We start from the raw sequence: 19,661 nt of genomic DNA, 5'->3' as shown, positions 1-19,661 counted from the left end.
CGGCCCTACTGACTGGCACGGAGCACGGCGACGCCCGACGGCGGCAGCGTGACCGCCTCGACGTCCTCACCCGAGAGGGCGTCGGTCCACTCGCCGCCGAGGGCGACGTCGTGCTTCTCGCCGGTGTGGTTCAGCAGGATCAGGAAGCGGCGGCCGGCTCCGGCGCGCACGCTCGCCTGGACCCCGGGAGGCAGCCCGTCGACGGCGGGGGTGACCCCCGCTTCGGCGAGCGCTCGCGCGAGGACCGCCCGCATGGCCGGCTCGTCGAGGCGGGTCGAGACGTAGCGGGCGCTTCCCTCGCCGAACGCGTGCCTGGTCACAGCAGGGCGGCCGGCCCCGTCGGGGCCGTCGAAGACGAGCTCGGCCTCGGCCCCGGTGAGCCGCAGGTCCTCGCGCCACAGGTCGGCCGTCCCTTCGAGGTGCGCGAGCGGCCCGCAGCCCCGTACGGCGAACGTCTCGTGCTCGGCCGCCGGCCAGAACTCCTCGACCCGCACCCCGAGGACGTCACGCAGCGGCGCGGGATAGCCGCCCAGGTGGACCCGGTCGTGCTCGTCCACGATGCCGCTGAAGAACGAGACGACCAGCGCGCCGCCGCCGGACACGTACGCCGAGACCCGCCGCGCGTCCTCGCCCGCCAGCAGGTACAGGTTGGGCACGACGACGAGCCGGTAGCCGGTCAGGTCGGCCGACGGCGGCACCACGTCCACGCCCGCGCCGAGCTCGAACAGGGGCCCGTAGTGGTCGAGCAGGCGGTCCTGCTGGCGCACCCCGTCGGAGGGGTGGGAGTCGAGTTCGAGCGCCCACCAGCTGTTCCAGTCGAGCAGGATCGCCACCTGGTTGCGCACCCGCGTACCGGCCAGGTCGGGCACCGAGGCCAGCTCCCTGCCGAGCGCCACGATCTCGCGGTAGACCCTGCTGTCGGCCCCCGCGTGCGGCACCATGCCGGAGTGGAACTTCTCCGCGCCGCCCCGTGACTGCCGCCACTGGAAGTAGAGGATCGCGTCGGCGCCGTGCGCGACCGCCTGCCAGCTCCACAGCCGCATCTGGCCGGGCTGCTTGATCGCGTTTCTGGCCCGCCAGTTCACCGCGCTCGGCGCCTGCTCCATGAGGATCCACGGGTCCCCGCCGGCGGCGCCGCGCATCGTGTCGTACACCAGGCCGGGGGCCAGGTGCGGCCGCTCGTCGTGGGGGTCGGGGTAGGAGTCGACCGACACGACGTCCACGCCCGGCGTCCAGTCGAAGACGTCGACGGCCTTCAGCCCGGCCAGGAAGTTCGTGGTGATCGGCACGTCGGGCGTGACCCGCCGCAGGATGGCGGCCTCCAGGTCGTAGCAGGCGCGCAGCGCCTCGTTGCCGAAGCGCAGGTAGTCGAGCTGCTGGGCCGGGTTGGGGTACGTCGGGGCCACGCGGGGCGGCCGGACGTGGTCGAAGGAGGCGTAGCGCTGCGACCAGAAGTCCGTCGACCAGGCGTCGTTCAGCGCCTCGACGTCGTCGCCGTAGCGCTCCCGCAGCCAGCGGCGGAAGTCGTCCGCCGACGCCTCGCAGTAGCAGGCGGGGATGTGGCAGCCGTACTCGTTGCCGACGTGCCACAGGCCGAGGGCCGGGTGGCCGCGATAGTGCTCGGCCAGCCGCTCCGCCAGCAGCGCGGCGCGTTCCCGGTAGACCGGGCTGGAGGGGCAGAAGTGCTGGCGCCCGCCGGGGCCGAGCACGGTCCCGTCCGCGGTGACCGGCAGGATCTCGGGGTGCTCGTGGACCAGCCAGGGCGGCGGCGAGGCCGTCATGGTGGCGAGGTCGGCGGTGATCCCGTGCGCGTGCAGGTCATCCAGGACCTGGTCGAAGAGGGAGAAGTCGTACGCTCCGCGCGCCGGCTCCACGCGGGCCCAGCCGAACACCCCGACGGTGACGAGGTTCACCCGGGCCTCGGCCATGAGGCGCAGGTCCTCCGCCCTGGTCTCGGCCGGCCACTGCTCGGGGTTGTAGTCGCCGCCGAAGGCCAGGCCGCCGAGCCGGCGCCGGAGCCGGTCGGCAGGGGACGGGGCGCCGGCGGTCCCGGAGACCGGCCTGACATCGCGAGGTACGGCGTTCATCGTCGGTGCGGCGGACTCGCCGGGCGAGGTCCGCCGCTCCTCCTTTCTGTCTGGTTACGAACGGGGCGGCGCGCCGGTGCTCTGCCTGACGACGAGCTCAGGGGCGACGAACGCGGTGGAGGACGGGGCCGACCCGGTCTCGATCTGGCCGATCATGAGCGACACGATCTTCTCGGCCACCACGTCGAAGTCCTGGCGGACGGTGGTGAGCGGCGGGGAGAGGTAGGCCGACTCGTCGAGGTCGTCGAAGCCGGCGATGCTGACGTCCTCGGGGACGCGGCGGCCCGCCTCGATCATGGCGCGCATCACGCCGAGGGCCATCTGGTCGTTGGCGGCGAAGACGGCCGTCACGCCGGGCCGCCGGGCCAGCTCCAGCCCGGCCCGGTAGCCGCTGGCCGCGCTCCAGTCGCCGAACAGCAGCTGGGGAGTCGCGGCCCCCGCCTCCTTGAGCGCCGCATGCCAGGACTCGGCCCGGCGCCGCGCGGCGTAGGAGTCCTCCGGCCCGGCGACGTGCCAGACGGTCTCGTGGCCGAGGTCGAGCAGGTGGCGGGTGATGAGCCGGGCGCCGAGCGCCTGGTCGGTGTCGACCATGGGGTGGCGGTGGCTGACGTCGCCGTCGGCCATCACGACCGGGACGCCGGGTGGCAGGCGCAGCGACGGGGTGTCGAGGATCTGCGCCTCGATGAGCACGATGCCGTCCACCGCCTGCAGCGTGAGCTGGTCGAACGCCTCGTGCACGGCCTGCTCGGTCTGCGACTCGACGGCGATCATGTTCACGGTGTAGCCGGCGCGCTGCGCCGCCCTGGTGACGGCGTCGACGGTGCGGGCGTTGCCGAAGCTGGACAGGCCGAAGCTGATCAGGCCCAGGGTGCGGAACTGGCCGGTGACCAGGGCGCGCGCGGCGGTGTTGGGCCGGTATCCGAGGACCCGCATGGCCGACAGCACGCGCTGGCGGGTCTCCTCCTCGACGTTGCTGCGGTTGTTGACCACCCGGGAGACCGTCTGGCTGGAGACTCCGGCCATCGCGGCGACGTCGGCCATGGACGGCCGCCTGCGCGAGCGCCGTCCCACCGGCGATTCCTGGGTCGTCCCGTCCAACTGCCACCTCTGATCGTCCGATGTTCTCGCCCTGATGTTTACGTAAACACGCCCCTGCCGTCAATGGCCGGGTGAACTCGTCACGAAAGTGGGCCAAATCGCCGGATGCGTTAACTGACGGTTACCTATTGACATGATCTGGCGGCGCCTTCAGACTACGGGACACCTTCATCATGTTTACGCAAACACACGATCATCGCCGCTACCGCAGCGCGTAGGTCCCCGGTGGCGCAGGTAGCGGCGCGGCCCATCGGCCGCGGACGGCCCCGACAAGGAGAGCTCAGTGCCAGTATTCGTGGCAGCGCGAACATCGCAGAGGAGCGCGACATGACCGCGCGGGCCGCCCGGCCCGGGCGGCCGCTCCTTCGCCTGCGGTTCGCCGGCTACGCCTTCTTCCTGCCGTTCTTCGTGTTCTTCCTGGTCGCGGTGGTCGCGCCGCTGATGTACGCGATCTACCTCAGCTTCTTCCAGGACCGCCTCATCGGCGGCACGGTCTTCTCCGGGCTGGCCAACTACACCCGCGCCCTGGGCGACGCGCTGTTCGGGGCGGGCCTGCTCCGCGTGGCGCTCTTCCTGGTCGTGCAGGTGCCCATCATGCTGCTCATCGCGCTGGCGTGCGCGCTCGCCATCGACAGCGGCCGACTGCGCTGGCCGTCGCTCTTCCGCATCGCCATCTTCATGCCGTACGCGGTGCCGGCCGTGGTGGCGGCCCTCATGTGGGGCTACATGTACGGCGACCAGTTCGGCCTGGTGGGCCAGCTCGGCGACGCGCTCGGGGTCGCGGCCCCGGACCTGCTGTCGCGCTCCTGGATGCTGACCTCCATCGGCAACATGGTGACCTGGGAGTACGTCGGCTACAACATGATCATCCTGTACGCCGCGCTGCGGGCCATCCCGGAGGAGCTCTACGAGGCCGCCGAGATGGACGGCGCGGGCGCCTTCCGCATCGCCTGGAGCATCAAGCTGCCCGCCCTGCGCCCCGCGCTGCTCGTGGCGACGATCTTCTCGATCATCGGCAGCTTCCAGCTCTTCAACGAGCCGAACATCCTCCAGAAGCTCGCGCCCGCGGTGATCTCGACCGGCTACACCCCCAACATGTACGCCTACAACCTCGCCTTCAACGGCCAGCAGATCAACTACTCGGCCGCCGTCGCCGTGGTCCTCGGCCTCGTCACCGTCGTGATCGCGTACGCCGTGCAACTCCTCACGGCGAGAAGGGAGCAGACCCTGTGACCGCGGTCGCCACGCGCCGGTCCGGCGCGCACCGATCCGCCCCCGCGAGGCGGCGCAGGAAGAGCGCCACCCTCACCGTGCTCATGCTGGTGATGTTCGGGTACGCGGTGCTCCCGCTGTTCTGGCTGCTGGCCAACGCCAGCAAGAGCGGCGCCGACCTGTTCTCGACCTTCGGGCTGTGGTTCGGCGGGGACTTCCACCTGTTCGCCAACATCGGCGACACCCTGAGCTACCAGAACGGCATCTTCCTGCGCTGGTTCGGCAACACCGTGCTCTACGCCGTGGTGGGCGCGGGCGGCGCCGCCCTGCTGGCCACCCTCGGCGGGTACGCCCTGGCGAAGTACGACTTCCCGGGCCGCAAGCTGCTGTTCGCGATGGTGCTCGGCGCCATCTCCATCCCTGGCACGGCCCTGGCGGTGCCGACGTACCTGCTCTTCAGCCAGGTCGGGATCGTCGACACCCCGTGGGCGGTGCTCATCCCGGCGCTGTGCAGCCCGTTCGGCCTCTACCTGATGCGGGTCTACGCGGCCGACGCCGTGCCCGACTCGATCCTGGAGTCGGCCCGCATCGACGGGGCGGGCGAGTTCAGGATCTTCCGCACCATCGCCCTGCGGCTGCTGGCCCCCGGGTTCGTCACGGTCCTGCTCTTCGCGCTGGTCGCGACGTGGAACAACTATTTCCTGCCGCTGATCGTGCTCAACACGCCGGACTGGTTCCCGCTGACCGTCGGGCTCAACCAGTGGAACGCCCAGGCCAACAGCGGCACCTCGGGCGCCGGAGACGCCAGCTACCAGCTCATCCTGACCGGCAGCCTGCTGTCCATCGTGCCGTTGATCGTCGCCTTCCTGGTGCTCCAGCGGTACTGGCAGTCGGGTCTGGCCACCGGAAGCGTCAAGCAGTAACCCCGTGAGTGAGGAAACATCATGAGAAGACATGCGATGACCGCCGGTGTCGCCGCGGCCCTGTCACTGGCACTGGCCGCGTGCGGCGGCGGCTCCGGAGGGGGCTCCACCGCGCCGGCCGCCGCACCGAGCGCGTCGGCGGCCGTCCAGGACGCGCTGAGCAAGCCGGCCGAGCTGACGTTCTGGACGTGGGTCACGGGGATCGAGAAGACCGTCGCCCGCTTCCAGGCGAAATATCCGAACATCAAGGTCAACGTGGTCAACGCGGGGCAATCCGCCGACCAGTACACCAAGTTGCAGACCGCGATCAAGGCCGGCTCCGGCGCGCCCGACGTGGCGCAGGTCGAGTATTTCGCGCTCCCCCAGCTCGCGCTGGCCAAGCAGGTCGTCAACCTGGCCGACTACGGCGCCGCCGACCTGAAGGACAAGTTCGCCCCCGCGGCGTGGGGCCAGGTGGCGATCAACGGCGGCGTGTACGGCATCCCGCAGGACACCGGCCCGATGGCGATGTTCTACCGCAAGGACATCTTCGACAAGCTGAAGATCAAGCCCCCGGCCACGTGGGCGGAGTTCGTGGACGCGGCCAAGAAGATCAAGGCCGACAACCCGGACAACTTCATTGCCACCATCGACCCCGGTGACGCCGGCGGCGTGGACAGCATGATCTGGCAGGCGGGCGGCACGCCGTTCAAGACCTCGGGCGAGAGCTCGGTCAGCGTCAATCTCACCTCCGACCCCGGCGTCAAGCAGTGGGTCGGCACCTGGAACACCTTGCTCGGCGAGAAGCTGGTCGACCCGCAGCCCGGCTGGACGGACGAGTGGTGGAAGGGCATGGGCTCCGGCAAGTACGCGGCCTGGCTGACCGGCGCCTGGGCCCCGAACGGCATCATCAACTCCATCCCCAAGACCAAGGGCAAGTGGGCGGTCGCCCCGATGCCCCAGTTCGACGCGGCCAAGCCGATGAACTCCGAGAACGGCGGCTCGTCGGTGGCGGTCATCCCGCAGAGCAAGAACATCCCGGCCGCCGTCGCCTTCGCGGAGTGGCTCAACTCCGACCCGGAGGCCGTCAAGTCGCTGAACTCCGAGGCCGGGCTGTTCCCCGCCACGAAGGCGCTGCTCGACGACCCGGCCTTCCGTGACGCGCCGCAGGACTTCTTCGGCGGGCAGAAGATCAACCAGGTCCTGGGCGACGCCTCGGCCGCCGTCCGCCCCGAGTGGCAGTACCTGCCGTTCCAGGTGTACGCCAACAGCATCTTCAAGGACACGGTGGGCCAGGCCATCGACGGCGGCGGCGATCTGGCCGGCGCGCTGAAGACCTGGCAGGACCGCATCACCTCCTTCGGCACCGAGCAGGGCTTCACGCTCAGCGCCGGCTGACCCGGCGGATCGGGCGGCCCGGCGCGATGCCGCGGGCCGCCCGATTCCTTATGATCGAAGCCGTGCTGTCCGGTCTGGTACGCGAGATCCGCGAGGTCGCGGCGAGCGACGAGCCGCTGCCTGATCTGCCGTACACCGCCTTCCGCGAATTCGGGCGCACGGGCGACCGGCTGGGCTACGAGCGGCGCTACTTCGGCCGCCGCGCCAGGCTCGCGGCCCTGGCCCTGCTGGATCCGGGGGACGCCCTCGACGACGTGGTGTGGGCGACCTGCGACGAGTACACGTGGGTGCTGCCCGCGCACCGGTCGATGCCCGTCGACCTGTTCGCCTGCGAGACCGCGCACACGCTGGCCGAGCTCGCCGGACGGGTGGACCCGGTGGTCGGCGAGCGGGCCCGCGCCGAGGTCGTACGGCGGGTCCTCGACCGGTTCCTGGACCCGCGTCCCATGGAGTGGGAGGGGTTCGGCAACAACTGGGAGGCGGTGTGCGGGGGCGCCGCCGGGATGGCGGCGCTGGCGGTGCTGGACGACCCCGAGCCGGTGCTGGAGCGGTGCCGGGCCGCGATGCGGCGTTTCCTGGACGGGTACGGCGACGACGGCGGCTGCGTCGAAGGCGTCGCGTACTGGGTCTACGGGTTCGGCTACTTCGTCTACTTCGCCGAGGCGCTGCGCGAGCGCACCGGGGAAGACCTGCTCGACGATCCCAAGGTGGCCGCGATGGCCGCGTTCCCGCACCGGGTGCGGTTCGCCGACGGCGGGCACGTGCCGTTCTCGGACACGACGGACGACCCGTCACTCCCGGCCGGGCTGCTGACCAGGCTGGCCGAGCGCTTCGGCACGCCGGGGCCGGACGGCGTGCCCTCGTTCCACGCCGACCACTGCTACCGGTGGGGCCACCTGTCCAGAACGCTCTCCTGGAGCCGCCCGCTGCCGTCGCGTCCCGTGCCGGCCGTCAGCTATCTGCCCGACCTGGCCTGGGTGGTGGACCGGGGCGAGCACGGCTACGGCTTCGCGGCCAAGGGCGGGCACAACGACGAGCCGCACAACCACGACGACCTGGGCCACTTCGTCCTCAGGGCCGGCGGTCGCAACGTGCTGGACGACCTGGGGGCCGGGGAGTACACGCGGGACTACTTCGGCGACCGGCGTCACACCTTCCTGCACCCCTCGGCGCAGGGCCACTCGCTGCCGGTCGTCGGCGGCGTCCCCCAGCGCGGCGGGCGCGCCGAGGTGCTGGAGTACGCCGAGACGCCCGACGGCCTGACCTTCGCGCTCGACCTCACCTCCGCCTACCCGGGGCCCGTGGTCCGCCGGTTCCGCTGGCACCGGGACGGCCGGCTCGACCTGCGTGACGAGTTCGCCGGCGACGTCCCGGTCGAGGAGGTGTTCATCAGCCGCATCCGCCCCGAGCCGCGCGGCGGCCTGGTGAGCTGGGACGGCCTGGTCACCCTCGACCATCCAGGATTCGCGGCCGCGGTCGAGACGCTGCACACCCGCGACCACCACGGCCGCCCGGACACCGTCTACCGCCTGCGGCTACGCGTCCCGCCCGGCCATCCGGCCGTCGACCTCCGCTTCACCTGCCGCTGACCCCACCCCGGCGAGGGTGAGCTCGGCCGCGTGGTGGCAGGCCGCCCGCCGCCGCTCGCCGTACGCCCGCAGCTCGGGCACGTCGGTGTGGCACAGCCCGGCGCGGACGTGCGCGCAGCGGGTGTGGAAGCGGCACCCGGGCGGCGGCGCGGCCGGGTCGGGCAGGTCGTCGGCGATCTCGAAGGCGTGCCGCGCCCGCCGCCGCGCCGGGTCGGGCACCGGCACGGCGTGCAGCAGCGCCTCGGTGTACGGGTGGCGCGGCCGCCGGTAGAGATCGGCCGTGCCGGCGTCCTCCACGACCTTGCCCAGGTACATGACGGTGACCCGGTCGCTGATGTGCTCGACCACGGACAGGTCGTGCGAGATGAACAGGTACGTCAGCCCGAGCTCCTCCTGCAGGTCGGTGAGCAGGTTGAGGATCTGGGCGCGCACGGACACGTCCAGCGCGGAGACCGGCTCGTCGGCCACCACCAGCCGGGGTCCGGTGATCAGCGCCCGCGCGATGTTGATGCGCTGCCGCTGGCCGCCGGAGAACGCGTGCGGGTAGCGCCGCATGTACTCGGGGCGGAGCCCGACGCGGGTCAGCATGTCCGCCACCCGGTCGGTCAGCTCGCCGCCGGAGGCGATGCCGTGGGTCTTGAGGGGTTCGCCGACGATCTGCTTGAGCGTCATCCGGGGGTTGAGGGAGGAGAACGGGTCCTGGAAGATCACCCGGATCTGCCGCCGGAACTCCTTCAGCCGGGCTCCGGTCACCGTGGCGAGGTCGACCTCGTCCCCCGAGGCGGTCCGGTAGAGGATGCGCCCCGCGGTCGGGTCGGCCAGCCGGGCCACGCACCGGCCGAGGGTGGTCTTCCCGCACCCCGACTCCCCCACCAGGCCCAGCGTCCGGCCGGGCGGGATCGTCAGGTCGACCCCGTCCACGGCGCGCACGATCCCCGTCGGCCTGCGGAACAGGCCGCCGCCGATCGGGTAGTGCTTGGCCAGCCCCTCGATCCTGAGCAGGGGGCCGACCGGCTCCGCGGCGGCGGCCCGCTCGGCGACCCGGAGCGCCGGGGCCGGGGGCTCGGCCGGGACCTCGTCGAGGTGGCAGGAGGCCACGTGCGCCGCGCCGTACCTCCTGAGCGGGGGCGGCGCGGTGTCGCAGAGGCCGTCGATCGCGTGGTCGCAGCGGGTGTGGAACGGGCACCCGTCCGGCACCTGACGCAGTGACGGCACCATGCCGCGGATCGCGGTCAGCCGCCGGCGGGCCCCGCTCCCCCGCAGCTCCGGGATGGAGCGGAGCAGCGCTCGGGTGTACGGGTGGCGGGGGTCGGAGAAGATCTCCTCCACGGTGCCGTGCTCGACGATCTTGCCGAGGTACATGACGGCAACCTCGTCGGCGATCTCCGCGACCACGCCGAGGTCGTGGGTGATGAACAGGATCGCCATGTCGTTCTGCGCGCGCAGGTCCATCATCAGGTCGAGGATGCGCGCCTGCGTGGTGACGTCGAGCGCGGTCGTCGGCTCGTCGGCGATCAGCAGCGCCGGGTCGCAGCACAGCGCGATCGCGATCATCACGCGCTGGCACATGCCGCCCGACAGCTGGAACGGGTAGGCGTCGAAGCGCTGCTCCGCGTTGGGGATGCCGACCTTGCCCAGCAGCGCGACGCCTTCCTGCCGGGCCTCCTGCCTGGTCAGGTCGCGATGCAGCCGCAGCGCCTGGGAGAGCTGGGCGCCCACGGTGTACATGGGCGACAGGGACGCCATCGGCTCCTGGAAGATCATGCCGATCTCGCCGCCGCGCACCCGCCGGAGCTCCTCCCCTGCCGGGTCGAGCCCGGCCAGGTCGGTCGCGCCCTTCCAGCGGATCGAGCCCTCGACGATCCGGCCCGGCCGGTCGACGAGCTGCAGGATCGAGCGCGCGGTGACGGACTTGCCGCATCCCGACTCGCCGACCAGGCAGACGGTCCTGCCCGCAGGGACCGACAGGTCCACCCCGTCCACGGCCCTGAGCACGCCTTCCGAGGTGAAGAAGTGGGTGCGCAGCCCCTCGATCGTGAGCAGCGGTCCTTCCACGGGGCCCTCCGGAGAGATCAGTGCTTGTACGGGTCGGCCGCGTCGCGCAGGCCGTCGCCGAAGAAGTTCATGGCCAGCACGGTCACCACGACCGCGAGGCCGGGGATGAGCATCCAGGGCGCGGTGGACACCGCCCTGATGTTCTGCGCCTCCTGCAGCAACACGCCCCAGCTGATCATCGGAGTCTGCAGGCCGAGCCCGATGAACGACAGCGCGGTCTCGGCCAGGATCACCGACGGGATCGACAGCGACAGGTTGGCGATGATGTGGCTGGTGAACGACGGCAGCATGTGCCGGAACATGATCCGGAAGCGCCCGGCGCCGTCGGCGGTCGCGGCCATGACGTACTCCTCGCCGCGCACCGCGAAGAACTTGCCCCGCACCTCCCTGGCCATGCCGGTCCAGCCGACCAGCGAGATGACGACGGTGAGCGCGAAGTAGCGTTCGAGCTGGCTCCACGAGGCCGGCACGGCCGCGAACAGCGCCATCCACAGCGGGATCGTCGGGATCGACATGATGATCTCGATGACGCGCTGGATCACCGTGTCCGTGCGGCCGCCCACGTACCCGGACACGCCGCCGAGCACGATGCCCAGCACCAGCGAGAGCAGCACGCCGACCAGCCCGATCGACATGGACACCGTGGTGCCCCTGATGATCCTGGACAGCAGGTCACGGCCCACGGAGTCGGTGCCCAGCAGGTACATGTGCCCCCCGTCCGAAGGGCCGATCAGGTGCCGGTCCCAGGGGATGAACCCGAGCAGCTCGTACGGCTCGCCCTTGACGAAGAACCCGACCGGCACCTTCTTGCCCTCGTCGACCTCGAACGACAGCGCCAGCGTCTCCGGGTCCTGCTTGAAGGTGTACGGGTGGACGTACAGCCCGGTGCCGGTGTCGAAGTGCAGCCCCTGCGGCGGGGCGTAGGTGTAGTCGGCGTTGGTCCGCTGGCCGGAGCCGGGGGCGAGGAACGGCGCGAAGACCGCCACCAGGTAGATGGCGACGGTGACGAAGCCGCAGACCAGCGCGACCCGGTGACGCTTGAAGCCCCACCAGACGAGCTTCCACTGCGACGCGACGGCGAGGGTCTCGTCCTTCATGATCGGGCCCTCCTAGTACCTGAGCCGGACGCGCGGGTCCAGCCAGCCGAGCGCGACGTCGGAGACCAGCGTGCCGACCACCACCAGCACCGCGCTGATCAGCAGGATCGCCCCGGCCAGGTACATGTCCTGGGCCAGCAGCGCGCGCAGCATCAGCGGCCCGGTGGTCTGCAGGTTCAGCACCTTGGAGGTGATCGCGTCCGCGGCGATCAGTCCGGGCAGGACCCAGCCGATGGTGGAGAAGAACGGGTTCATCGCCACCCGCACCGGATACATGATCGTCATCTTCCGCTCGGGCATGCCGCGCGCCCTGGCCGCGACCACGTACGGCTTGCGCAGCTCGTCCAGCAGGTTGGCGCGCAGCACGCGGATGTTGCCCGCGGTGCCGGCCGTGCCCCAGATGACGATCGGGATCCACAGATGGGCCACCAGGTCGCCCACCTTGGCCAGGCTCCACGGGGCGTCGCGGTACTCCGGCGACAGGATCCCGCCCGCGTTCAGGCCGAAGAACTTGAGCCCGGCCCACATCAGCACGAGCGCGATCAGGAAGTTGGGCACGGCGAGCCCGAGATAGCCGAGGAAGGTGAAGGTGTAGTCGCCCGCCGAGTACTGCCGGATCGCGGAGTAGACGCCGATGGGGAACGACATCGCCCAGATGAAGACGAGCGTGACCAGCGACAGCGTGATCGTCAGCGGCAGCCGTTCGGCGAGCAGCGCGGTGACCGGCCGGGCGTAGTCGAAGGACTCGCCGAAGTCCCCGTGGAACAGGATGTTGGAGATCCACTGCCAGTACTGCACGATGACCGGCTGGTCCAGGCCGTAGCGCTCGGTCAGCCGGGCCACCTCGCCCGTGGGCACGGCGTCGCCCAGGGCGGCCCGCTGCGCGGTCAGCGTGGTCAGGTAGTCGCCCGGCGGGAGCTGGATGACCACGAACGTGACGACGGAGATCGCGACCAGCGTCGGGATGAGGACGAGGACGCGCCTGCCGAGGTAGCGCAGCATCGGCTCAGGCCCCGAAGTACCAGGTCGGCACGTTGACGAGCCCGGGCGAGAGGAACTGGAACGCGTCGGGGTAGCTCGCCGGCACGTTCTTCAGCCTGTTGCTGACGATCGCGTAGCCGTCGGTGGGCAGGACGATCCCGATGGCGTAGAACTGCTCCTTGGCGATCGCGAGGATCTGCCGGAACAGCTCCTTGCGCTTGGCCTGGTCGGGCTCGGTCCGCATCTGCCAGTAGAGCTCCATCTGGCGCAGCGTCTGCGCGGGCGGCTTCTCCCCGTCCTCGTTCTCGCCGCGGGTCTGGAAGTACATGCCCCAGCGGGTGGCGTAGTTGGACTCCTCCCCGTTGGGGAACCACCAGCGCGGCTCGTCGATCTCGATGCGCAGGCCGCCGTCCCCGGCCCAGACGTTCGCGTCGTGGTCGTTGGCCTTGGCCGCCTTGCGGTCGTAGAACAGGGTGCGCTCGATCGGGTTCACCTTCATCTCGACGCCGACCGCCGCCCAGTTCTGGCGGACCATCTCGGCCGCGTTGGCCCACTCGGGGAACAGCGTGATCAGGTCGAGGGAGAAGCGCAGCCGTTCGCCGCCCGGCAGCAGGCGGAAGCCCTCGCCGTCCTTCCGGGTCAGCCCCGCCTGGTCGAGGTGCTGGTTGGCCAGGTTCACGTCGTACTGCGTGTACTGCTTGGCCATCTGCTCGTCGAAGAACTCCGAGTTGCGGTGCGGCGCCGCCTGCCAGGGCTCGCCCTGGCGCTGGTAGGCGGTGTTGATGATGTTCTGCCGGTCGATGGCGTGGGACAGGCCGACGCGGAAGTCCTTGTTCCTGAAGACCTCGCGCAGCTCCTTGTTCTTGTGGCACAGGTTCAAGGAGATGATCATCCGGTTCATCGTGGTCGGCTCGACCTTGATGAAGTGGTAGCCGCCCTTCTGCCGTCCCTCGGCCAGCACCGGCTTGTTCACGTCGGAGTTGATGTGCCGGGCGTGGAAGTCGAGCTTGCCGTCCACACCCTGGAGCAGCATCACCTCGGCCTCCTGGATGATCGCGAACTCCAGCTTGTCGATGTAGGGCAGCTGCGCGCCGCCGGAGTCGACCTTCCAGTAGTACGGGTTGCGCTCGGCCACCGCCCGGTCGCCGGTGTTGAGCGGGTCGGTCACCACCCACGCGTGCAGGGTCGGGCGTTCAGGGTTGTTCCACCACTTGATCCGGTCCTCCCAGTAGGCCGCGAACTCGCCGAACCCCTTCTTCTCCATGTCCTTCTCGACGTCCTTGTTGTACGTCGGGTGGAAGTCCTTGAGGTAGTGCTTGGGGTAGAAGCCGAAGTTGGCCCCCGTCCAGGTGGCGCTGCGGCAGCCGTCGAGGAAGTCGCCCTTGGGCTTGGCGAAGGTGAGCTTCACCGTGTGGTCGTCGACCTTCTCCACCTTGGCGCGCTCGCCGTCCACGTGCAGCAGCGCCGGCACTCCCGTGGTGGTGACCTTCTCGTTGTAGTAGACGTCCTCGATCGCGAACAGCACGTCGTCCGCGGTGAACGGCTCGCCGTCCGACCAGCGCATGCCCTTGCGCATGTGGAGGGTGTACTCGGTGCCGCCGGCTCCGGCGGAGACCTCCTTGAAAGTGCCGGGCAGCGTCGCCTTGCCGGCCGGGTCCATGCGCAGCATCGGCTCGTAGGCGATCAGGCGCTCCAGCCACGGGTCGTCGCCCTCGCCGAGGCAGGCTCCGCGGTACGTGCCGCCGTAGCCGCCCAGGCCCTCGGGCCCGTCCACGACCAGGCGGTCGGCCACCTCGGGCAGCCGTTCGGCGAGCGCGGGCAGCTTGCCCGCCTTGACCTGCTCGGCGAGCGTCGGGGCCTCCAGCGGGCGGTTGGCCGGCGGCGCGCTCTTCGACGCCTGCGATCCGCCCTGTGATCCGGGGGTGGTGCACGCCGACAGCGAGGTGGTGACGAGGAGAGCGCCGCCGCCGAGCCTGATCAGGTCGCGGCGGCTGAGGCTGGAGAGATCGGGTCGATGGGCCATGTCGAGACTCCAAGAGCGGCTGGGGGCGAATGGCTTGGTAACCGGTTACTCGACAAGTTGCGCTGAACGCTAAGAGCCGGTTACCCGGTCGTCAAGACCCATCCACGAATCCCCGAATCCGGAAATGTCGGGCCTTCCTGCGGGTTCACCACCGGGGTCGGCGGAGTTGTTAGCATCTCGTTACCTCCGGCCGGGGCGGGTCTTGACGGCGGTTGTGAAGCGTGCGTATGTTCGCGCCGAGCTGACTAGTAACCGATTACCAGGAGGCACTCGTGCGCGCTGACCGCCCTCGCGAGCACTGGGTGAAGGTGGCGGACGGGCTGCTCGACGCCGTGGCGCCGCATGCCTCTCCCGGCTTCGCGCAGTACCGGCTGCCGGGCCGGACGAGCTGGTCGGGGCCGGCCTCCGACGGGCTCGAAGGGTTCGCGCGCACGTTCCTGCTCGCCGCGTTCCGCCTCGCGGGCGACCCGGCCGACGCGCCCGCGGGCCTGCTGGAGCGCTACGCCGACGGGCTCGCGCACGGCACGGACCCCGGCCACGAGTACGCCTGGCCGGCCGTCACCGACCTGAGCCAGCCGATCGTGGAGGCCGCCTCGATCGCGATCGCGCTGCACGAGACCCGGCCGCTGCTGTTCGACCGGCTCGACCCGGGCGTCCGGGAGCGGGTGGTGTCCTGGCTGGGCGGGATCGTGGGCAAGCGCGCCTGGCCGTGCAACTGGGTGCTGTTCAAGGTGATCGTCGAGCAGTTCCTGGCCGGGGCCGGCGGGCCGTACGACCAGGGCGAGATCGACGGGCACCTCGCGGAGGTCGAGCGCTGGTACGCCGGCGACGGCTGGTACACCGACGGCGCCGGGCAGAACTACGACTACTACTGCGGCTGGGCCATCCACCTCTACACGCTCTGGTGGGCCAGGATGTCGGGCGCCGACGCCACGGTCCACAAGGAGCGGCTGCGCACGTTCCTGGACGGCTACCGGCACTTCTTCGCCCCCGACGGCGCCCCGATGCACCAGGGCCGGTCGCTCACGTACCGCATGGCGAGCCTGGCCCCGCTCTGGCTCGGCGCGCTCTTCGACGCCTCCCCCGTCGAGCCGGGGACCACGCGCCTGATGGCGGGCCGCACGCTCGACCACTTCGCCGCCCACGGCGTGCCCGACGAGGGCGGGCTGCTCACCCTGGGGTGGCACCGGCCGTACCTGCCGGTGACCCAGGGCTACTCGGGGCCGGCGTCGCCGTACTGGGCGAGCAAGGGGTTTCTGGGACTGCTGCTCGGCCCGGACCACCCGGTCTGGACGGCCCCGGCCGCCGAGCCCGGCGACGGTGACCTCACCCTGGCCCTGCCCGCGCCCGGCTGGCTCCTGCACCGCACCGACGGGGTCACCCGCCTGGTCAACCACGGCAGCGACGGCAACGACCCCGACACCGCCAAGGACGACCCGCACTACGCCAAGCTCGGCTACTCCACGCACACCGCGCCCGAGACCGGCCCGGGCGGCCGGGCCGAGAACGTCGACAACCACCTCGCCGTGCTCCTCCCCGACGGGCGCTCCACCCGGCGCCGCCGCATCGAGCGCATCGGCGTCGCCCGCGACTTCGCCGCCTCCCGCTACACCGACGGCGAGGTCGTCGTGGAGACCGCCTCCGTGCTCGACGGGCCGTGGGAGGTACGCGTCCACCGCGTCACCGCCCCGGCGGGCAGCGTGGTCCGCGACGGCGGCCACGCGGTGGCCTCCTCCGAGCCCTGCGCGGTCACGCTGGCCGGACTCACCGCCTCCGCGCGAACCGCCCCGGACGAGCCCAGGGCGTCCGGGCGGGCGGGTCTGGTGAGCGAGATCGCCGGGCTGCACGGCTGGCGGACCGCCCAGGCGGCGCTGCGCCAGGACGAGAACGCGATCGGCCCGCACTCCACCACGCCGTACCTGGTCGGCGCCCATCCCGGCGGCGCCGCGGTCTACGTCTCGGCGGTGCGGCTGGGCCGCGGCTCCCCGGCGCGGATCCCGGAAATTCGCGTGGAGGGCGACCGGGTCTCGTGGAATGATGCCGCTGGATCGCGGGTCACGGTCGCGCTCGGCCGCGAGCCCGCCTACACCCGCAACGGATCCGTGGGGGCGCGCGTTGTCTGGACCGGCTAAACGCGTCACCATCCGCGACGTCGCCAAGCAGGCCGGGGTCTCGGTGGCGACCGTCTCGCGCACCCTGGCCGGTGACTACCCGGTGCAGCCGAGCACCAGGAACAAGGTGCTGCGCGCGGTACGCGAGCTGGACTACGTGCCGAACGCCCAGGCCAGGGCGCTGTCCGTGGCCTCGCCCGGAGCCGTGGCCATCGTCGTCAACTCGGTGTCGATGCCGTACTACGCCTACATCGCCCAGGGCGTGGAGGAGCAGGCCGCCGCCGAGGGGCGCCTGTCGCTCATCTGCACCACCGGCGGCGACACGGAGCGCGAGCTCAGCATCGTCCAGATGATGCGCGAGCAGCGCGCCGAGGCGGTCATCCTGGTGGGCAGCGTGATCCTGGACGACGACTACCGCGAGCGCATGACGCGCTACGCCCACGGGCTGGCCTCCTCGGGCTCGCGCCTGGTGCTGTGCGGCCGGCCGCCGCTCGGCGAGGGGGTCCCGGCGCTGACGGTGGAGCTCGACAACACGGGCGGAGCCCACGCCGTCACCGCCCACCTGCTGTCGGCCGGGCATCGGCGCATCCTCTATCTGGGGGCGCGCCCCGGCCACACCACGTCCGACAGCCGCGTGGCGGGTTACCGCGCGGCCCTCGCCGACCACGGGGTGGGCCACGACCCGGCGTTCGAGATACATTGCGAGTTCGGCCGGCCCAGCGGCTACGCGGCGATGAAGCGGCTGCTCGCCTCCGGGCGCCGCGACTTCACCGCGGTCTTCGCCGCCACCGACGTGATCGCCGCCGGGGCCGTACAGGCGATCCACGAGCACGGCCTGCGCATTCCCGAGGACATCTCCATCGTCGGCTACGACGACGTGCCCCCGGCCGAGGACATCGGGCTGACGACCGTCCACCTGCCGCACGCCGAGCTGGGCCGGGCCGCCGTACGCCTGGCCCTGTCCGGCAAGGACCCGCTGGCCGAGCCGCCGGTCACGCTCGGCACCCACATCGTGGTCAGGCGCTCGGTGCGGCGCCTGCGGAGCGTGCGGTGAGGGCCGCCTTCGCGATGCACGGCGGGCTGTTCAGCGAGATCTTCCCCGATGACGTGCGCGAACGGCTGGCCGGGCTGGTCGAGGCCCCCGACGCCGTGCTCACCCACCTCGGGGGGCCGCTCGCCGACGTGGACGTGCTGATCACCGGCTGGGGGTGCCCCCGCATCGACACGGCCGTGCTGGAGCGCGCGCCCAGGCTGCGGGCCATCGCGCACGCCGCCGGCAGCGTCAAGGAGCACGTCACCGCGGAGGTGTTCGAACGGGGCATCGTCGTGTCGTCGGCCGCCGCGGCGAACGCGGTGCCGGTGGCCGACTACACGATGTCGATGCTGGTCCTGGCCGCCAAGTCAGTGCCGCGCCGGATCCGCGGCTACGCGGCGGGCGGCTGGCCGGACGGCCCCCGGCCCGGCGGCGTGCCGGCTCCGGGCGAACGCGCCGGGCTCGGCGCCGCCACCGTCGGCGTCATCGGCGCCTCCCGCGTCGGCCGCCTGGTGATCGAACGGCTCCGGGCGTACGGCGTGACCCCGCTGCTCAGCGACCCTTACGTGGACGCCGGCCGGGCACGCGAGCTCGGCTGCGAACCGGTCGGACTCGACGACCTGTGCCGCCGCGCCGACCTGGTGACGGTCCACGCGCCCGCCCTGCCCGAGACGTACCGGCTGCTGGACGAGCGCCGCCTCGGCCTGCTGCCGGACGGCGCCACGCTGGTCAACACCGCCCGCGGCACGCTCGTCGACACCGAGGCGCTCACCGGCGAGTGCGTATCCGGCAGGCTGAACGCCATCCTCGACGTCACCGACCCCGAGCCGCTGCCGGCGGGCCATCCCCTGCTGTCCGCGCCCGGGGTCTGGGTGACCCCGCACGTCAGCGGCGCGCGCGGCGGGGAGCTGCGCGCGCTGGGAGAGTACGCGGTGGGCGAGGTCGAACGGTTCGTCACGGGGCGGCCGCTCCACGGGCAGGTCCGCCTCGCCGACCTGCCCCGCATCGCCTGACGACCCTGGCCGGGCCGGCCTGGGTCAGGCCGGTTTGCAGCGCACCGCCGTGACGTCGCCGCGCAGCGTGCACCGCCCGGCCGCGTACGGGACGAGCAGCGTGTCCCCGGCGCCGACCTGGACCGGCTCGCCGTGCTCGCACTCGACGGAGCCGTCACCGGCCGTGATCACGACGACGGAGTAAGCCGGCTCCAGCACGCTGACGGGATCGGGGCGCAGCCGCTCGGCCGCGAAGAACTCGTCGGCGAGCTCGGGGAAGAGCCGGTGGACCCCGGGCCGGGCGTCGGCCGCCGAGCCGCGGGCGCGGCTGAGCTCGCCGAGCTGTTCCGCGCCCCAGCCGCTCCTGTCGACGCAGGCGAGCGCCTGCTCGTAGCCGAGCCCCAGATGCCCGGCGGCCGGGCCGTCGATGTCGAAGCCCTTCCACTCCAGCAGCACGGAGAAGTCGGTCGGCTCCTGCACCTCGACCATGAGGACCCCGGCCCCGATGGCGTGCGGCACGCCCGCGGGGCAGACGATCGCGTCGCCGGCCCGCACCGGCACCCGGTTCGTGGCGCCGAGCATCTGGTCGATCCGCTGGTCCGCGACCCAGCCGGCCAGCTCGCCCGGCTCCACGTCCCTCGCGAAGCCGAGGTGCACCGCCGCCCCCGGCTCGGCCGAGACGATCACCCACGCCTCGGTCTTCCCGTACGGCGAGGCCAGGTGGGCGGCGGCGAACCGGCGGTCGGGGTGCACGTGCAGCGGCAGGCGTTCGCCCGCGTCGAGCAGCTTCACCAGGATCGCCGGGTCGGCACCGTGCTCCGCGACGTGCCGCTCCCCCAGCCACCACAGGGGATCGCCGGCGATGGCCTCGGCCAGTGACCGGCCGTCGGGCAGCGTGGTCAGCCCCGCGGGCGCCGCGCCGTGCCGGCTCGTGGTCGAGGCGATCCAATCTTCCGGAAAGTACGGGTCATCGGCGGGACGAATGCCACGGAACCTGCCGATGCGCCCCTCGCCCCGGTAGAACGAGCGGGGTGTGTTGGCGGGCAGGCGGTAGATAGTCATACTCCCCGAATCATGTCAGAC

General features: G+C 71.7%; 14 protein-coding genes. 7 read left to right on the top strand and 7 right to left on the bottom strand.

Features of this window, described 5'->3' with window-relative positions; all coding sequences use genetic code 11:
- Nucleotides 1-5 precede the first annotated feature (5 nt).
- Nucleotides 6-2,087: a beta-galactosidase gene (locus tag ABZS69_RS08855; RefSeq protein ID WP_355368777.1), complete on the bottom strand. Its 2,082-nt coding sequence runs from the start codon at nucleotides 2,085-2,087 to the stop codon at nucleotides 6-8.
- A 54-nt stretch (nucleotides 2,088-2,141) separates the two neighbouring features.
- Nucleotides 2,142-3,185: a LacI family DNA-binding transcriptional regulator gene (locus tag ABZS69_RS08850; RefSeq protein ID WP_355368775.1), complete on the bottom strand. Its 1,044-nt coding sequence runs from the start codon at nucleotides 3,183-3,185 to the stop codon at nucleotides 2,142-2,144.
- Between the two features lie 327 nt (nucleotides 3,186-3,512).
- Here ABZS69_RS08850 and ABZS69_RS08845 point away from each other — a divergent pair, with 327 nt between their 5' ends.
- The 4 genes from ABZS69_RS08845 to ABZS69_RS08830 all read left to right on the top strand — a co-directional run bounded on the left by ABZS69_RS08845 (nucleotide 3,513) and on the right by ABZS69_RS08830 (nucleotide 8,286).
- Entirely contained in the window at nucleotides 3,513-4,418 is a 906-nt protein-coding gene (locus ABZS69_RS08845; protein WP_355368773.1) for a sugar ABC transporter permease, read from the top strand.
- Nucleotides 4,415-5,320, top strand: a complete 906-nt coding sequence (locus ABZS69_RS08840) for a carbohydrate ABC transporter permease (protein ID WP_355368771.1) — start codon at nucleotides 4,415-4,417, stop codon at nucleotides 5,318-5,320. The genes ABZS69_RS08845 and ABZS69_RS08840 overlap by 4 nt, the downstream gene beginning before the upstream one ends.
- A gap of 21 nt (nucleotides 5,321-5,341) precedes the next feature.
- Nucleotides 5,342-6,697, top strand: a complete 1,356-nt coding sequence (locus ABZS69_RS08835; protein ID WP_355368769.1) for a sugar ABC transporter substrate-binding protein — start codon at nucleotides 5,342-5,344, stop codon at nucleotides 6,695-6,697.
- Between the two features lie 62 nt (nucleotides 6,698-6,759).
- Nucleotides 6,760-8,286, top strand: a complete 1,527-nt coding sequence (locus ABZS69_RS08830; protein ID WP_355368767.1) for a heparinase II/III family protein — start codon at nucleotides 6,760-6,762, stop codon at nucleotides 8,284-8,286.
- Here ABZS69_RS08830 and ABZS69_RS08825 read toward each other — a convergent pair.
- From ABZS69_RS08825 to ABZS69_RS08810, 4 genes are read right to left on the bottom strand one after another with little or no spacing between them, the layout of a single operon-like run.
- Nucleotides 8,233-10,341, bottom strand: coding sequence for an ABC transporter ATP-binding protein (locus ABZS69_RS08825; protein WP_355368765.1), 2,109 nt, complete (start codon nucleotides 10,339-10,341; stop codon nucleotides 8,233-8,235). The genes ABZS69_RS08830 and ABZS69_RS08825 overlap by 54 nt on opposite strands.
- Before the next feature lie 17 nt (nucleotides 10,342-10,358).
- Nucleotides 10,359-11,438: an ABC transporter permease gene (locus ABZS69_RS08820; RefSeq protein ID WP_355368763.1), complete on the bottom strand. Its 1,080-nt coding sequence runs from the start codon at nucleotides 11,436-11,438 to the stop codon at nucleotides 10,359-10,361.
- Between the two features lie 12 nt (nucleotides 11,439-11,450).
- On the bottom strand, nucleotides 11,451-12,440 hold the full coding sequence (locus ABZS69_RS08815) for an ABC transporter permease (RefSeq protein WP_355368761.1): 990 nt from the start codon (nucleotides 12,438-12,440) through the stop codon (nucleotides 11,451-11,453).
- Between the two features lie 4 nt (nucleotides 12,441-12,444).
- Complete coding sequence (locus ABZS69_RS08810; protein WP_355368759.1) at nucleotides 12,445-14,442, bottom strand: ABC transporter substrate-binding protein; 1,998 nt, start codon at nucleotides 14,440-14,442, stop codon at nucleotides 12,445-12,447.
- A gap of 272 nt (nucleotides 14,443-14,714) precedes the next feature.
- Here ABZS69_RS08810 and ABZS69_RS08805 point away from each other — a divergent pair, with 272 nt between their 5' ends.
- Genes ABZS69_RS08805 through ABZS69_RS08795 form a run of 3 tightly spaced genes read left to right on the top strand, consistent with a single transcriptional unit; the run spans nucleotide 14,715 to nucleotide 18,599 of the window.
- Entirely contained in the window at nucleotides 14,715-16,574 is a 1,860-nt protein-coding gene (locus ABZS69_RS08805; protein WP_355368756.1) for a DUF2264 domain-containing protein, read from the top strand.
- The gene (locus tag ABZS69_RS08800) at nucleotides 16,558-17,607 is read left to right on the top strand and encodes a LacI family DNA-binding transcriptional regulator (protein ID WP_355368754.1); all 1,050 of its coding nucleotides are present in this window, start codon (nucleotides 16,558-16,560) and stop codon (nucleotides 17,605-17,607) included. Before ABZS69_RS08805 ends, ABZS69_RS08800 begins: the two co-directional genes overlap by 17 nt.
- Complete coding sequence (locus ABZS69_RS08795; protein WP_355368752.1) at nucleotides 17,604-18,599, top strand: hydroxyacid dehydrogenase; 996 nt, start codon at nucleotides 17,604-17,606, stop codon at nucleotides 18,597-18,599. The genes ABZS69_RS08800 and ABZS69_RS08795 overlap by 4 nt, the downstream gene beginning before the upstream one ends.
- A gap of 24 nt (nucleotides 18,600-18,623) precedes the next feature.
- Here the strand turns inward: ABZS69_RS08795 and ABZS69_RS08790 are convergent, their stop codons facing one another.
- Nucleotides 18,624-19,640, bottom strand: a complete 1,017-nt coding sequence (locus tag ABZS69_RS08790; RefSeq protein WP_355368750.1) for a class I mannose-6-phosphate isomerase — start codon at nucleotides 19,638-19,640, stop codon at nucleotides 18,624-18,626.
- Between the last annotated feature and the right edge of the window lie 21 nt (nucleotides 19,641-19,661).

Source organism: Nonomuraea sp. NPDC005650 (assembly GCF_040605375.1).
In the GTDB taxonomy this organism is placed as follows: Bacteria; Actinomycetota; Actinomycetes; order Streptosporangiales; family Streptosporangiaceae; genus Nonomuraea.
Note: the sequence above shows the minus strand (reverse complement) of the source record. Positions and strands in the feature narration are given on the sequence as shown.